The organism is Variovorax beijingensis, from assembly GCF_007828835.1.
Taxonomy (GTDB): domain Bacteria; phylum Pseudomonadota; class Gammaproteobacteria; order Burkholderiales; family Burkholderiaceae_C; genus Variovorax; species Variovorax beijingensis_A.
In genome coordinates, this window is the sequence record NZ_VIVL01000001.1 from 88748 (window position 1) to 102344 (window position 13597).

General features: G+C 68.2%; 13 protein-coding genes. 9 read left to right on the plus strand and 4 right to left on the minus strand.

Going from position 1 to position 13597, the window contains the following annotated elements; genetic code table 11:
• Positions 1 to 26 precede the first annotated feature (26 nt).
• Entirely contained in the window at positions 27 to 1889 is a 1863-nt protein-coding gene (locus FB547_RS00365; RefSeq protein WP_145738674.1) for a phosphoenolpyruvate carboxykinase (GTP), read from the plus strand.
• Positions 1890 to 1988: 99 nt separating this feature from the next.
• On the opposite strand, the gene FB547_RS00370 is transcribed toward FB547_RS00365, so the two are convergent.
• A complete protein-coding gene (locus FB547_RS00370) occupies positions 1989 to 2537 on the minus strand; it encodes a hypothetical protein (RefSeq protein ID WP_145738676.1) in 549 nt (182 codons plus the stop codon).
• 107 nt (positions 2538 to 2644) lie between these two features.
• Between FB547_RS00370 and FB547_RS00375 the strand changes: the two genes are divergently transcribed.
• Positions 2645 to 3625: a LysR family transcriptional regulator gene (locus FB547_RS00375; protein WP_145738677.1), complete on the plus strand. Its 981-nt coding sequence runs from the start codon at positions 2645 to 2647 to the stop codon at positions 3623 to 3625.
• A 10-nt stretch (positions 3626 to 3635) separates the two neighbouring features.
• On the opposite strand, the gene FB547_RS33245 is transcribed toward FB547_RS00375, so the two are convergent.
• Complete coding sequence (locus tag FB547_RS33245) at positions 3636 to 3809, minus strand: hypothetical protein (RefSeq protein ID WP_186454093.1); 174 nt, start codon at positions 3807 to 3809, stop codon at positions 3636 to 3638.
• Between the two features lie 134 nt (positions 3810 to 3943).
• On the opposite strand from FB547_RS33245, the gene FB547_RS00380 reads away from it, so the two are divergent.
• Positions 3944 to 4750: a metallophosphoesterase gene (locus tag FB547_RS00380; protein WP_145740501.1), complete on the plus strand. Its 807-nt coding sequence runs from the start codon at positions 3944 to 3946 to the stop codon at positions 4748 to 4750.
• A 7-nt stretch (positions 4751 to 4757) separates the two neighbouring features.
• On the opposite strand, the gene FB547_RS00385 is transcribed toward FB547_RS00380, so the two are convergent.
• Positions 4758 to 6341, minus strand: coding sequence for a phospholipase D family protein (locus tag FB547_RS00385; RefSeq protein ID WP_145738679.1), 1584 nt, complete (start codon positions 6339 to 6341; stop codon positions 4758 to 4760).
• 76 nt (positions 6342 to 6417) lie between these two features.
• Between FB547_RS00385 and FB547_RS00390 the strand changes: the two genes are divergently transcribed.
• Positions 6418 to 7647 (plus strand): nucleoside recognition domain-containing protein, encoded by a 1230-nt coding sequence (locus FB547_RS00390; RefSeq protein WP_145738681.1) that lies wholly within the window; start codon positions 6418 to 6420, stop codon positions 7645 to 7647.
• On the opposite strand, the gene FB547_RS00395 is transcribed toward FB547_RS00390, so the two are convergent.
• On the minus strand, positions 7629 to 9641 hold the full coding sequence (locus tag FB547_RS00395; RefSeq protein ID WP_145738683.1) for an alkyl/aryl-sulfatase: 2013 nt from the start codon (positions 9639 to 9641) through the stop codon (positions 7629 to 7631). The two genes, FB547_RS00390 and FB547_RS00395, sit on opposite strands and share 19 nt — an antisense overlap.
• Before the next feature lie 108 nt (positions 9642 to 9749).
• On the opposite strand from FB547_RS00395, the gene FB547_RS00400 reads away from it, so the two are divergent.
• Genes FB547_RS00400 through FB547_RS00420 form a run of 5 tightly spaced genes read left to right on the plus strand, consistent with a single transcriptional unit; the run spans position 9750 to position 13566 of the window.
• On the plus strand, positions 9750 to 10661 hold the full coding sequence (locus tag FB547_RS00400) for a LysR family transcriptional regulator (protein WP_145738685.1): 912 nt from the start codon (positions 9750 to 9752) through the stop codon (positions 10659 to 10661).
• Positions 10662 to 10702: 41 nt separating this feature from the next.
• Positions 10703 to 11212, plus strand: coding sequence for a flavin reductase family protein (locus FB547_RS00405; protein WP_145738687.1), 510 nt, complete (start codon positions 10703 to 10705; stop codon positions 11210 to 11212).
• Positions 11209 to 11712 (plus strand): BON domain-containing protein, encoded by a 504-nt coding sequence (locus FB547_RS00410; protein ID WP_261380193.1) that lies wholly within the window; start codon positions 11209 to 11211, stop codon positions 11710 to 11712. The genes FB547_RS00405 and FB547_RS00410 overlap by 4 nt, the downstream gene beginning before the upstream one ends.
• Positions 11713 to 11731: 19 nt before the next feature.
• Positions 11732 to 12631 (plus strand): DMT family transporter, encoded by a 900-nt coding sequence (locus tag FB547_RS00415; protein ID WP_145738689.1) that lies wholly within the window; start codon positions 11732 to 11734, stop codon positions 12629 to 12631.
• The gene (locus FB547_RS00420; RefSeq protein WP_145738691.1) at positions 12628 to 13566 is read left to right on the plus strand and encodes a glutaminase; all 939 of its coding nucleotides are present in this window, start codon (positions 12628 to 12630) and stop codon (positions 13564 to 13566) included. The genes FB547_RS00415 and FB547_RS00420 overlap by 4 nt, the downstream gene beginning before the upstream one ends.
• Positions 13567 to 13597 lie beyond the last annotated feature (31 nt).

The window sequence follows — 13597 nt, forward strand, 5'->3', positions numbered from 1 at the left end:
GATTTTTTCAACTTAGGAGATTTCCGATGAACGCACCCACGATGCAGGGCCTCGCCATCCAGGCACCCTCGTACGTCAAGAACGCAAAACTGATTGCCTGGGTGGCCGACATGGCCGCGCTTTGCAAACCCCAGGCCATCCACTGGTGCGACGGCAGCAAGGAAGAGTACGACCGCCTCTGCCAGCAGCTGGTCGACGCGGGCACCTTCAAGAAGCTCAATCCGGCCAAGCGCCCCAACTCCTTCCTCGCGGTGTCCGATCCGAGCGACGTGGCGCGCGTCGAGGACCGCACCTTCATCTGCTCCGAGAAAAAGGAAAACGCCGGCCCCACCAACAACTGGATGGCCCCGGCCGAAATGCGCGCCACGCTGCAGCCGCTGTTCGACGGCTGCATGAAGGGCCGCACGATGTACGTGGTGCCGTTCAGCATGGGCCCACTGGGCTCGCCCATTGCCCACATCGGCATCGAGCTCTCCGACTCGCCCTACGTGGCGGTCAACATGCGCATCATGACCCGCATGGGCAAGGCGGTGTACGAGGTGCTTGGCGCCGACGGCGAATTCGTGCCCTGCGTGCACACCGTGGGTGCGCCGCTCGAGGCCGGCCGGAACGACGTGGCCTGGCCCTGCAACAAGACCAAGTACATCGTCCACTACCCCGAAACGCGCGAGATCTGGAGCTACGGCTCGGGCTACGGCGGCAATGCGCTGCTGGGCAAGAAGTGCTTCGCGCTGCGCATCGCCTCGAACATGGGCCGCGACGAAGGCTGGCTGGCCGAGCACATGCTGATCCTCGGCGTGACCAACCCCGAGGGCAAGAAATACCACGTGGCCGCCGCCTTCCCGAGCGCCTGCGGCAAGACCAACTTCTCGATGCTGGTGCCGCCCGCCGGCTTCGAAGGCTGGAAGGTCACCACCATCGGCGACGACATCGCCTGGATCAAGCCCGGCAAGGACGGCCGCCTCTACGCGATCAACCCCGAGGCCGGCTACTTCGGCGTGGCGCCCGGCACCAACATGCTGACCAACCCGAACTGCATGGACAGCCTGGACCACGACGTGATCTTCACCAACGTCGCGCTCACCGACGACGGCGACGTCTGGTGGGAAGGCATGGAGCAGGACACCGGCACGCTGCCCGCGCACCTGATCGACTGGCAGGGCAAGGACTGGACGCCGCAGATCGCCAAGGAAACCGGCGCCAAGGCCGCGCATCCGAATTCGCGCTTCACCGTGGCCGCCATCAACAACCCCGCGCTCGACGACGCCTGGGACGACCCCAAGGGCGTGGCCATCGATGCCTTCATCTTCGGCGGCCGCCGCTCGACCACCGTGCCGCTCGTGACCGAGGCCCGCAACTGGGTCGAGGGCGTCTACATGGCCGCCACCATGGGCTCCGAAACCACCGCCGCGGCCGCCGGCCAGCAGGGCGTGGTGCGCCGCGACCCATTCGCAATGCTGCCGTTCACGGGCTACAACATGAGCGACTACTTCCAGCACTGGCTCGACCTGGGCAAGAAGCTCAAGGCCTCGGGCGCCAAGCTGCCGAAGATCTACACCACCAACTGGTTCCGCAAGGGCGCCGACGGCAAGTTCGTCTGGCCCGGCTACGGCGAGAACATGCGCGTTCTCAAGTGGATGATCGACCGCGTCGAAGGCACCGCCAAGGGCACCGAGCACATCACCGGCGTGAGCCCGCGCTACGAAGACCTCAACTGGAACGGCCTGGACTTCAGCGCCGAGCAGTTCGCCACGGTCACCAGCATGGACAAGGCTGCCTGGCAGGCCGAGCTGAAGCTGCATGCCGAGCTGTTCCAGCAGCTGGCGCACCACCTGCCGAAGGAACTGCCGGAAACCAAGGCCGCCATCGAGCAGCGCCTGGCGGCCTGACGCCGGTCCCCGGGTCTTGTGCGGCCTGTCCGCACACGCAAAAAAGCCGCCCGGAGGGGCGGCTTTTTCATTGAACGGCCGGCGGCTGGCGCCGATCGATCAGTAGTAGCGCGAGCTGTTCATGCGGCGCATGGCTTCGTAGAGCGTCGGCATGCGCGCTTCGCTGGAGCGTGCGGCCGCGCGGGCCACTGCGTCCACCTTGGCGACGACCGCGGCGGACACCTTGCCTTCGGACTCCTGGCGCCACGTGGCGGCCTGCAGTTCCTGCATCACGCGCGGGTCGTTCTGCGCGGTTTCGAGGAAGCGGGCGTCGGCGCGGGCCGAGGCACGGCGCGCGGCGGCTGCGTTCCAGGCACCGGCCACGCGGGCCAGGGGAGCGCGCAGCCAGCCGGCGAACAGCGCGGCAATACCGAAGGCGGCGGCGCAGAGCACGGCCCAGGCGGCGAGCAGCGCGCCTTCGTCCCAGTTGGAAACGAGCTTGTCGGCCACCACCATCACCGCCGCGGCAACGGCGACGATCAGCAGGGCGATCAGCGGGCGCGAACCGTTCGCGCCGGCGCGTGCGGCCTTGATCTGGCCGAACAGGATCTCGGCGCGTTGGACGCCGGGGTGGACAGTGGGTTGGTCTACGTGGACAAAGCTGGTCATGATGAATCCCTCCGTGGGACGAATGGCTGATGCCGATGGGGAGATATTAGGGTTTGCCCTAGTGTTTTGCCACTTTATCTTTCTGATGTTTATCATTCACATCACTGATGGACGTCAACTTCCGCACACTCGACCTCAACCTGCTCCGCGTCTTCGACGAGGTGATGGCGGAGCGCAACCTCACGCGCGCCGCGCGCAACCTGTCGATCACCCAGCCCGCCGTGAGCAATGCGCTGCGCCGACTGCGCGAAGTGCTCGGCGACGAGCTGGTGCGCCGCTCGGGCGCAGGCGTCGAGCCCACGCCGCGCGCGCTGGCGCTCTGGCCCACGGTGCGCGACGCGCTGCGGCAACTGCAGCACACGCTGGCGCCGGGCGAGTTCGATGCATCCACCGCGGACACCACCTTCCTCTTGGCCATGGCCGACGCCACCGCCGCCGAACTCATCCCGGGGCTGGTCCGGATCGTGGAGAAGGAAGCGCCCGCTATCTCGCTGCGCGTTCTGCCGCTGACGACCCGCGATCCGCGGCGGATGCTGGAGCAGGAAGAAGTCGACATGGCGATCGGCTACTTTCCGGCCGTGATCGCCAGCCTGGCGGCACGCGGCCAGTCGGGCGTGGGCGTGGCGTTCGAGACCCAGCGGCTCTACCTGGGCCAGTACGTCTGCGTGATGCGGCGCGGCCATCCGCTCGCGAATGCGCCGCTCACGCTGGACGACTATTGCGCCGCGCGGCACCTGCTCGTGAGCTTTTCGGGGCGCCCCTACGGCTTCATCGACCAGACGCTGGGCGCCCTGGGGCGCGAGCGGCGCATCGTGGTGACGGTGAACCAGTTCTTCACGGCCGGCCGGGTGGTCGCCAATTCAGACCTGCTGACGGTCCTGCCGCGTCATTTCGTGACCGTGACCGGCATCGACGAGCAGCTGGTGCTGCGCGACCTGCCGTTCGACCAGCCGATGGTGCACGTCGACGCCATCTGGCACCGGCGCGCGCAGCATGGGCATGCGCACGAGTGGCTGCGCACCGCGCTGCTGCGCTCGGCCGCGGCGGCTTTTGCGGATTCGGTCCTCGGGCAGAAGGTGCCCGGATGACCGAGGGCTTTCAGCGGACGACCGAGAGCCAGGCGCTGGCGGCAGCGCGCAGTTCCTGCGCGTGATGCGCACCGCGGCCGGCGCGGACATCGGCGCTTTCCATCAGCGCGGCGGCATGGCTGGCCGGGGCGCTGGCGTCGGAGGAACGGAAGAAACGGGCCACTTGGGCAATGAGGCTGAACATGACAGTGCGCTGCTTTTGGCTGCGCTGGAGTGGTTGATGTCCTAAGAATAGGGGTTATCCCTAATATTGGAAGCCCTACTTCATGCGCTTTGTGCATGGGCTGATTCCCCTAGACTGGCCACACGATGCGCAAGATGAAGCTGCAACTGCTGTCCGACCTGCACCTGGAGTCCCACCCCCGCTTCCAGGCCGAGCCTGCGCCCGGCGCCGACATGCTGGTGCTGGCGGGCGACATCGGCTCCTACCAGGAAGGCTCGCGCCTGACCGACCCCGACTTCGGCCTGGGCCGTTTCTCGCCCCGCAACGGCTGGCCGGTGCCCGTGATGTACGTGCCGGGCAACCACGAATACGACAACACCGATTTCGACCAGACCCACGAGCGCCTGCGCGCGCTGTGCCGGGAGCTCGACATTCTCTGGCTGGAGCGCGAGACCCTGGTGATCGACGGCATCCGCTTCATCGGCACCACGCTCTGGGCCGACTTCGACGCGCTGGTGGAACCCACCGACGGCTTGGCCGAGGCGCTCAAGAAGCGCGGCAAGGCCATGCGCGCGGCCGACTTCTATCTCGAGAAAGCCGCCACGGTGCGCCATGGCCAGCCCTTCATGGCCGGCGCCATGCGGGAGCAGGGGCTGGCCTGCCAGGCCTGGCTCGAACAGGCGCTGGCCGAGCCTTTCGACGGCGCCACGGTCGCCATCACGCATTTCGCGCCCAGCCTCGCCAGCGCCGATCCACGCTACGGCCTCACGCCCGGCACCGCGGGCTTCTGCAATTCGCTCGATGCGCTGCTGCCGCGCGCCCGGCTGTGGCTGCACGGCCACCTGCACTGCCCCTCCGACTACGTGAAGGACGGCTGCCGCGTGGTCGCCAACCCGCTCGGCTACAAGGGCAAGGGCGAACAGGAAGGCTTTCGGCCGGACCTGCTGATCGAGGTGCCCTGAGCGCGCGCTACAGCAGCTCTTCACCCACGATCGGCAGCAGCAGCCAGTTCTTGAAGCGCAGCCAGAGAAACTCGCCGGGCTCGTCCTCGTGGACGATGTCGCCGCCGGCGTCGTCGTATTCCAGCCATTGCACGCGGCGCCCGCCCGGCGCGAGCCGCAGCCGGTAGCCCAGGCTCACGCGCTCGCCGCTCATGAGCCTTTCGTAGTCGGCCACGAGCGCCGGGCTGTCGATCACGAGGCCCATTTCGGTGTTCACCGCGGCCGAGCGGCGGTCGAGGTTCATGGAGCCGACAAAGATGCGCTCGCCATCGATCACCGCGAGCTTGGCGTGCAGCCGGCTGATCGAGTGCCCGAAATTGCCGAAGCGCCCCGAGCGCCCGGTCAGCCGGGGCGCGATTTCGTAGATGGTGACGCCGATCTTCAGCATGTCGGCGCGGTAGCGTTCGTAGCCCGCGTAGGCCAGCGGTTCGTCGGTGGCGCCGAGCGAGTTGGTCACCACGGTGATGCGCCCGCCACGCTCGATGGCCTGCTTCATCATCGCCATGCCGCGCGCGCCGGGAATGAAATAGGGCGAACCGATCTTGACTTCGCGCCTGGCCGAATTGATGACGCCGAGCGCGCCTGCGGTCACGCTGCCCTCGTAGGCCGCCTCGGAGTTGCGCGTGATCTTCGCGGGGTCGTCCACGAACAGCGTGGATGGCGCCCATTGCAGCTCGAGCCTGCCGGTGGCGAGCTGTTCGCCCACGGGCGAATGGTCCAGCACGTCGCGCGGGCGGATGCGCACGTCGGGCAGCGCGGCGGCCGCGAGGGCGTCGAAGCGCTTCTGCGCCTCTTCGGCCGCCATGCGCTGCGGCACGATGCGCTCGATGGGCCAGACATGCTCGCTGTTCCAGTAGCGGTCGAAGCCTTCGGACATCCGGCGCACCACCGGCCCGCAGGAGAGCACGTCCATGTCGATGAAGTTCGCCGCCGTGCCGCGCATGAAGTATTCGTTGGCGATGTTGCGGCCGCCCGAGACGGCAAAGCTGTTGTCGGCCACCAGCAGCTTGTTGTGCATGCGGTGGTTGATGCGGCCGAAGTCGCCCAGCGAGAACAGGAGCCGCAGCGCGAACGAGTCGGCACGCGAAGGCAGCGGATTGAACAGCCGCACCTCGACGTTGGGAAAGGCCGAAAGCGCGCTGAACACCTCGTCCTCGCCGGCGGTGTAGAGATCGTCCACCAGGAGGCGCACCCGCACGCCGCGCGCGGCGGCCTCGCGCAGTTCGCGCAGCAGCAGCAGGCCGACGTCGTCGTTCTGGATCAGGTAGTACTGCACGTCGAGCGACTTCTCGGCATGCCGCGCGAGCGAAATGCGCGCGTCGAAGGCAAAGGCCGCCTCCGGCAGCAGCCGGAAGCCCGACAGCGATGCGGGCTCCTGCGGCGCGCGCAGCCGCGCCAGCTGGCCGAGCGCAGTGTCAGCGACATCGGTGATGGCCGCGGACGGCGCGCTGGGCTGTGGCGGCGGCAGGCCCGCGCAGCCCGCCAGCCACGCCGAGGCCACGGCGACCCACACCAGGGCTGCGAGTCTGCGGATAGAGCAAGAGGCTGCCATGGCCCGCACTGTAGCCGGCGGTGGGCTTGGGCGCAGCCCTATGATCGCGCTCACAAAAAAAGGAAAAAGGACACGCGTGCTCAACGGCTTGTGGCTGGGTTTCTTCGCAGTGGCGATGCTGGCGGCGCTCGGGCGCTGGCTCGTGGGCGGCGATCCGGCGGTCTTCGCGGCGATCGTCGAAAGCCTGTTCGCGATGGCGCGGCTCGCGGTCGAGGTGATGGTGCTGCTGTTCGGCACGCTCACACTGTGGCTCGGCTTCCTGCGCATCGCAGAGGCGGCGGGGCTGGTGGGCTGGCTCGCGCGCCTGCTGGGCCCGCTGTTCCGGCGGCTCATGCCCGGCGTGCCCGCGGGCCATCCGGCGCTGGGCCTGATCACGATGAACTTCGCGGCCAATGCGCTCGGGCTCGACAACGCGGCCACGCCCATCGGCCTGAAGGCGATGCGCGAGCTGCAGCGGCTCAACCCCGATCCGGTCACGGCCACCAATGCGCAGATCCTGTTCCTGGTGCTCAACGCCTCTTCGCTCACGCTGCTGCCCGTGACGATCTTCATGTACCGCGCACAGCAGGGCGCGAGCGATCCGACGATGGTGTTCCTGCCGATCCTGCTGGCCACCAGCGCATCGACGCTGGTCGGCCTGCTCTCGGTGGCCGTGGCGCAGCGCCTGCGGCTGTGGGACCCGGTGGTGCTGGCCTACCTGGTGCCGGGCGCGCTGCTGCTGGGCGGCTTCATGGCGCTCTTGGGCACGCTCTCGGCGGCGGCCATTGCGTCGCTCTCCTCGCTCATGGGCAATCTTGCGCTGTTCGGCGTGATCATCGTGTTCCTGCTGGCCGGTGCGATCCGCCGCATCAAGGTCTACGAGTGTTTCATCGAGGGCGCGAAGGAAGGCTTCGATATCGCGAAGAACCTGCTGCCCTACCTGGTGGCGATGCTGTGCGCGGTCGGCGTGCTGCGCGCCTCGGGTGCGCTGGACTTCGTGCTCGGCGGCCTGCGCTGGCTGGTGAGCGCGGGCGGCTGGGATGCGCGCTTCGTCGACGCCATGCCCACCGCCCTGGTCAAGCCCTTCTCGGGCAGCGCGGCGCGCGCGATGCTGATCGAAACCATGAAGAGCCAGGGCGTGGACAGCTTCCCGGCCCTCGTGGCCGCCACCATCCAGGGCAGCACCGAGACCACCTTCTACGTGCTGGCGGTGTACTTCGGCGCGGTCGGCATCCAGCGCGCGCGGCATGCGGTGGCCTGCGCGCTCGCGGCCGAACTGGCGGGCGTGGTGGCGGCGGTTGCGGTCTGCTACTGGTTCTTTGGCTGATCCTGGCTGCGGGCGGCTTGCTTGCGCGGCTCGACCACGGGAAACATCGGCTCGAAGGTATCGAGCATCGACAGCAGCTCGCCGAGCTTCGCGCGGTTGCCTTCGATCTTCACCAGTCCCGACTGAACCGCCTCGGGAAAAGTCGTCTGTTTCAGCGTGATCGCATCGAGCGTCGCGCGGCCCAGCGTCACGGTGGCATCCGCCCCGCTCGCCTGCAGGCCCGCCACATGCGTGAGCGCCGAGTTCTCCAGCGTCAGCACGAACTTCTGGTTCGAATCGGTGAAGTGCCAGTTGATGACCATCGCCTTGCCCTCGGCCTTGGCGGCATCGAGCCGCACGCCGAGGAAGTCGAAGAACAGGTCGTTGCTCACGGCCTTGAGCGTGTCGGCGTTCGAGCTGCTGGCGCCGGGGATCTTCGGCACGCCGTTGCGCAGTTCCATCGCGCCCACCAGGTAGGCGCTGCGCCAGGTGCCGGCCTCCGACTGGTAGCCCAGCTGCTCGAGCGCATCGGCGCCGAGTTCGCGTGCCGCGCGGTTGGCGGGATCGGCGTAGACAACCTGGCTCATCGCGCTCGCGACCCAGCGGAACTCGCCCTGCCTGAAGTCTTCGCGGGCGCGTGCGATCACGGCGTCGGCACCGCCCATGTATTCGACCGTCTTCTTCGCATGGTCCACCGGCGGCAGCGGATTCAGGTTGGCCGGATTGGCGTCGTACCAGCCCAGGTACTTCTGGTACACGGCCTTGGCGTTGTGCCGCAGCGTGCCGTAGTAGCCGCGCGCGGACCATTCCTGCTCCAGGCTCGCAGGCATGCGCAGCGTCTCGGCGATGTCGGCCGCGGTGTAGCCGTGGTTGAGCAGGCGCAGCGACTGGTCGTTGATGAACTTGTACATGTCGCGTTGCTTCTTCAGCAGGTCGACGATGCGATCGCGGCCGGTGGTGGGCCAGTGGTGCTGGGCGATCAGCACGTCCGTCTTTTCGCCGAAGGCCACGCGCGCCTGGTCGATGTACCTGGCCCACAGGTTGCCGTCGCGCACTTCGGCGCCGCGGATCGTGTAGAGGTTGTGCATGTTGTGCGTCACGTCCTCCGCCATGTTGAGCACGCGGAACTGCGGCAGGTACATGAGCATTTCCGACGGCGCCTCCGAACCCGGCACCAGCTGGAACACGATCTCCACGCCATCGATGGTGCGCCGCTCCGTGGCCTTCTCGATGGTCGACGTGGGCGCGATCAGCGTGATGGTGCCGCGCGCGAGCGCCTTGCCCAGGCCGGTATCGACCTGCCCGCGCACACCGGGCGGCAGCAGCGTGCCGAACTGGTACTGCGAACGCCGGCTCATCGCGTTGCCCGCGAGGATGTTCTCCGCCACTGCCGTTTCCATGAAACCCGAGGGTGCAATGACCTGCACCTTGCCGGCAGCCACATCGTCTTCGCTGACCACGCCCTTCACGCCGCCGAAGTGGTCGGCGTGCCCATGCGTGTAGATCACCGTGCCGACCGGCTTCTTCGGCCGGTGCTGGTGGTACAGCGCGAGCGCGGCGCGCGCGGTCTCCGCCGTGAGCAGCGGATCGATGACGATCAGCGAGTTGTCGCCTTCGACGATGGTCATGTTCGCGATGTCGAAGCCGCGCACCTGGTAGACACGATCGGTCACCTTGAACAGGCCGTGAATCGCATTGAGCTGCGCCTGCCGCCACAGGCTCGGGTTGACCGTGTCGGCCGCTTCGTTCGTCTTGAGGAAGTCATAGGGCGTCATGCTCCAGGCCGGGCGCGGGCCGGCGCCGGGCACCACCGCATCGGGCACCGTGCCGATGAAGCCGCGCATCGCGTCCTCGAAGTCCTGCCGGTTGGCGAAGGGCAGCGCCCTTGCCATGGCGGCATTGGCCTTCAGCGTGGCGGACTCGGGCGCCTTGGGCGCGATCTGCGCGAAGGACGGCGCGCCGCCGAGCGCGCAAGCCAGTGCGGCGAGGACGGCAGAGAAGGAAAAAGCGTGCATCGTGTCTCTTTGTCTTTGGCGAAAAGCAGGAACAGCGAGCGATTCTCCGAATCGCTCGAAGCATTGGCAAATGCAAAATATGAGTTCTCTTTTTAACCAGAACGCAAAATGCAGCTGCGCCAGCTCCAGCATCTCGTCGCGCTCGCGGAGCAGGGCAGCTTCGGCCGCGCCGCGCAGGCCGTGCACCTGTCGCAGCCCGCGCTCTCGCGCAGCATCGACACCCTCGAGGACAGCCTGCAAGCGCGCCTGATCGACCGCGCCTACGGCACCGTGCGCTTCACGCAGGCAGGCGAGCTCGTGCTCGCGCGCGCCCGCGAGCTCCTCGCGGATGCGCAGCAGATCCAGCGCGACGTGCTGCAGCTCGAAGGCCTCGCGATCGGCAGCCTTGCCGTGGGTCTCGGCCCCTTCGCCGCCAGCACGCTCGGCCGCATGGCCCTGTCGCTGATGACGCAGCGCCATCCGCAACTGCTCATGCGCATGGAAGTGGCCGACACCGCCACGCTCTGCGAGCGCCTGCACCGGCGGCAGCTGGACCTGTTCATCGCCGACACCCGCGACCTGAAGAAGCAGCCCGGACTGAAGCTCGCGCGCCTGCCCGACCTGCCGGTCTCGTTCTTCGTGCAGCCCAGGCACCCGCTGCGCCGCCTGAAGCAGGTGACGCTGGAAAGGGCCATGGACCATCCCCTGGCCGGTCCGAACCTGCCCGCCGAAGTGGCCGCATATTTCGATCGCCAGACTCGGCGCAGCGACCGCGGCGCATTCAGCGTGACCTGCGACGACGCCGGCACCCTTCGCCATCTGGCCCTGACTGCCAATGCGGTGATCCTCGCGCCGCATGCGCCGGCCCTGGACACCGACACGAACGCCCTCGCGCCCCTGCCGATCGTCGGCTTTGCAGGCATGCGGACGCACTACAGCCTGGTGACGCTTGCGGGCCGCACGCCCTCGGCCGCCGCCAGTGCCTATACCCGGCTCGTGACAGAGTTGATGGGCCCGGCCAAGCAGCCCGCCGTGCGCTGAGCCAAAATGGTCCTCCTGCCGATCATCGCCCAGCCTTTTCCGTGACCACTCCCCGCCGGGCCAAGCCCCCCACCTTTTCGCCCGACGAGTTCCGCGAAGCGCTCGGCATGTTCGCCACCGGCGTGACCATCGTCACCGCGCGCTCGGCCGAAGGCACGCTGGTCGGCCTCACGGCCAACTCGTTCAATTCGGTGTCGCTCGCGCCGCCGCTGGTGCTGTGGAGCCTGGCGCGCGCGGCCGGCTCGATGCCGGCGCTCAGCACCGGCTCGCACTACGCCATCAACATCCTGGCCGCCAACCAGAAGGGGCTGGCCGAGCGCTTCGCCACCAAGAACATCGACCGCTGGGCCGACGTGGCCTTCACCGAGGGGCTTGGCGGCGCGCCGGTGCTGGCCGGTGCGGCGGCGAGCTTCGAATGCTTCAACCGCAGCCGCTACGACGAGGGCGACCACGTGATCTTCGTCGGCGAGGTGGAGCGCTGCACCCACAACGCCGGCGCCTCGCCGCTGCTGTTCCACGGCGGGCGCTTCTACACGGAACATCCCTTGTGAGCCGCGGCGCTGCGTTCATGTGCGTGTCGGTGCTGCTGGCTGCGCAGAACGTGGCGGCGCAGGAGCCGGCAGCACCGCTCAAGCAGAACTGGTTCGACGATCCCTTCTTCCAGGTCTCCGCCGGCCAGCCCGCCTGTGCCATGCCCGAAGGCCCGCTCTATACCGCCGAGGAGCGCCGTGCCCAGACCCATTCGCGGCTGGAGCGCGGCACCAGCTGCTGGCTCGCGGGCAAATGCACCGACAGCAACGCCTACCGCTACGACAAGCCGCTCGCGCCCAAGGTGCGCGCCGCGCTCTCGGCCGTGCCGGGCGTGCAGAAGGCCAGCGTGTGGGTGATGATCCAGCGGCGCTGGATCTACCTGCAGGGCTGCGTGCCCTCGGCCGCCGTGGCCAGGAAGCTCGAACGCGCCGCGCGCGCGGTGCCCGATGTCGAAACCGTGGTGCCCGACCTGATGGTGGGCACGCGGGGCAAGCCGCCTTATCCGGTGGCCGGCCGGTGAACGAACAACAACGCGACGAATGATCCAGCGCAAGACCCACCTCGATCCCCTCGCCATCGGCCTTCTGATCGCATGCTGCGCGTTCTGGGGCCTGCAGCAGATCCTCATCAAGACCACCGTCGCCGAAGTGCCTCCGCTCTGGCAGGCCTCGGTGCGCATGGCGGGCGCCGTGGCGCTGCTCTGGCTCTGGTGCCTGTGGCGCCGCGTGCCGCTGTTCGAGCGCGACGGCACGCTGCCGGGCGGGCTGCTCGTGGGCCTCCTGTTCGCGGGCGAGTTCGCCTGCATCTACCTGGGGCTGCAGCACACCTCGGCTTCGAGGCTCACGGTGTTCCTGTACACCGCGCCGTTCTGGGTCTCGCTGCTGCTGCCGCGCTGGGTGCCGGCCGAGCGCCTGCGCGGCCTGCAATGGCTGGGCCTGGGCATTGCCTTCGCGGCGGTACTGTTCGCATTCAGCGAAGGCTTCGGGCATTCGGGCTCGGGCCAGCTGGTTGGCGATGCGATGGCGATCGTCGGCGGCATGCTCTGGGGCCTGACCACGCTGGCGCTGCGCACCACGCGGCTCGCCACCGCGAGCGCCGAGAAGGCCCTGTTCTACCAGGTGGCGGTGACCGCGGCCGTGTGCCCGCTGCTGTCGCTGGCGCTCGGCGAACGCTGGAGCCTCTCGTATTCGGCGTGGGCATGGACCTCGATCGGCCTGCAGACCGTGATCGGCGCCTTCGCGAGCTACCTCACCTGGATGTGGCTGCTGCGGCACTATCCTGCCACGCAGATGTCGTCGTTCAGCTTTCTGACGCCGCTGTTCGCGCTGGTGTTCGGCGTGGCGCTGCTCGGCGAACCGCTCACGCTGCAGCTGATGCTGGCGCTGGTGGGCGTGGGCCTCGGCATCGTGATGGTCAATCGGCGAAAGGCGCGGGCATGAAGGACACGGACTTCCAGCCGGTGCTCGACGACATTGTCGCCACCCTGCGGCCGCTGCTGGGCACCGCCGGCACGGTGGCCAGCTACATCCCGGCGCTGGCCTGCATCGATGCGCGCCAGCTCGGCATTGCGCTGCGCACCTGCGACGGCACCGAGGCCTTCGCGGGCGATGCCGAAACGCCGTTCTCGATCCAGAGCGTGTCCAAGCTCTTCACGCTGACGCTGGCCATGCAGCGCATGGGCGACGCACTGTGGGAGCGCATCGGCCGCGAGCCTTCGGGCAATCCCTTCAACTCGCTGGTGCAGCTGGAGAACGAGCAGGGCAAGCCGCGCAATCCGTTCATCAATGCGGGCGCCATCGCCGTGGCCGACCGCCTCGTGAGCCAGGCGCTGCAGGCCAGCGGCAGCGCCAAGGCCGACATCCTGGCGCTGATGGGCAGCCTCTGCGGCGAGCCGATCTCGTTCGACGACGAGGTGGCACGCTCCGAGGCCGCGACCGGCTTTCGCAACATCGCGCTCGCCAACTTCATGAAGAGCTTCGGCAAGATCGACAACGACGTGGCCGTGGTGCTCGACACCTACTTTCATCAGTGCGCGCTGCGCATGAGCTGCCGCCAGCTGGCGCGCGCGGCGGCCTTCCTGTGCCGCGACGGCGCGCATCCGATCGACGGCCGGGCCGAGGTGACCGGCGAGCGGCAGACGCGGCGCATCAATGCGCTGATGCTCACCTGCGGCACCTACGACGCCGCGGGCGACGTGGCGTTCTCCATCGGCCTGCCGTGCAAGAGCGGCGTGGGCGGCGGCATCGTGGCCGTGGTGCCCGACCGGCTCACGCTGTGCGTGTGGTCGCCCGCGCTGGACGCCACGGGCAACTCGTTGCTGGGAATGAAGGCGCTGGAACTCTTCGTCGCGCGGACCGGGCTGTCGGTCTTCTGAGCGGCTGGTTGCTCGCGCCTCTGCCGCATCT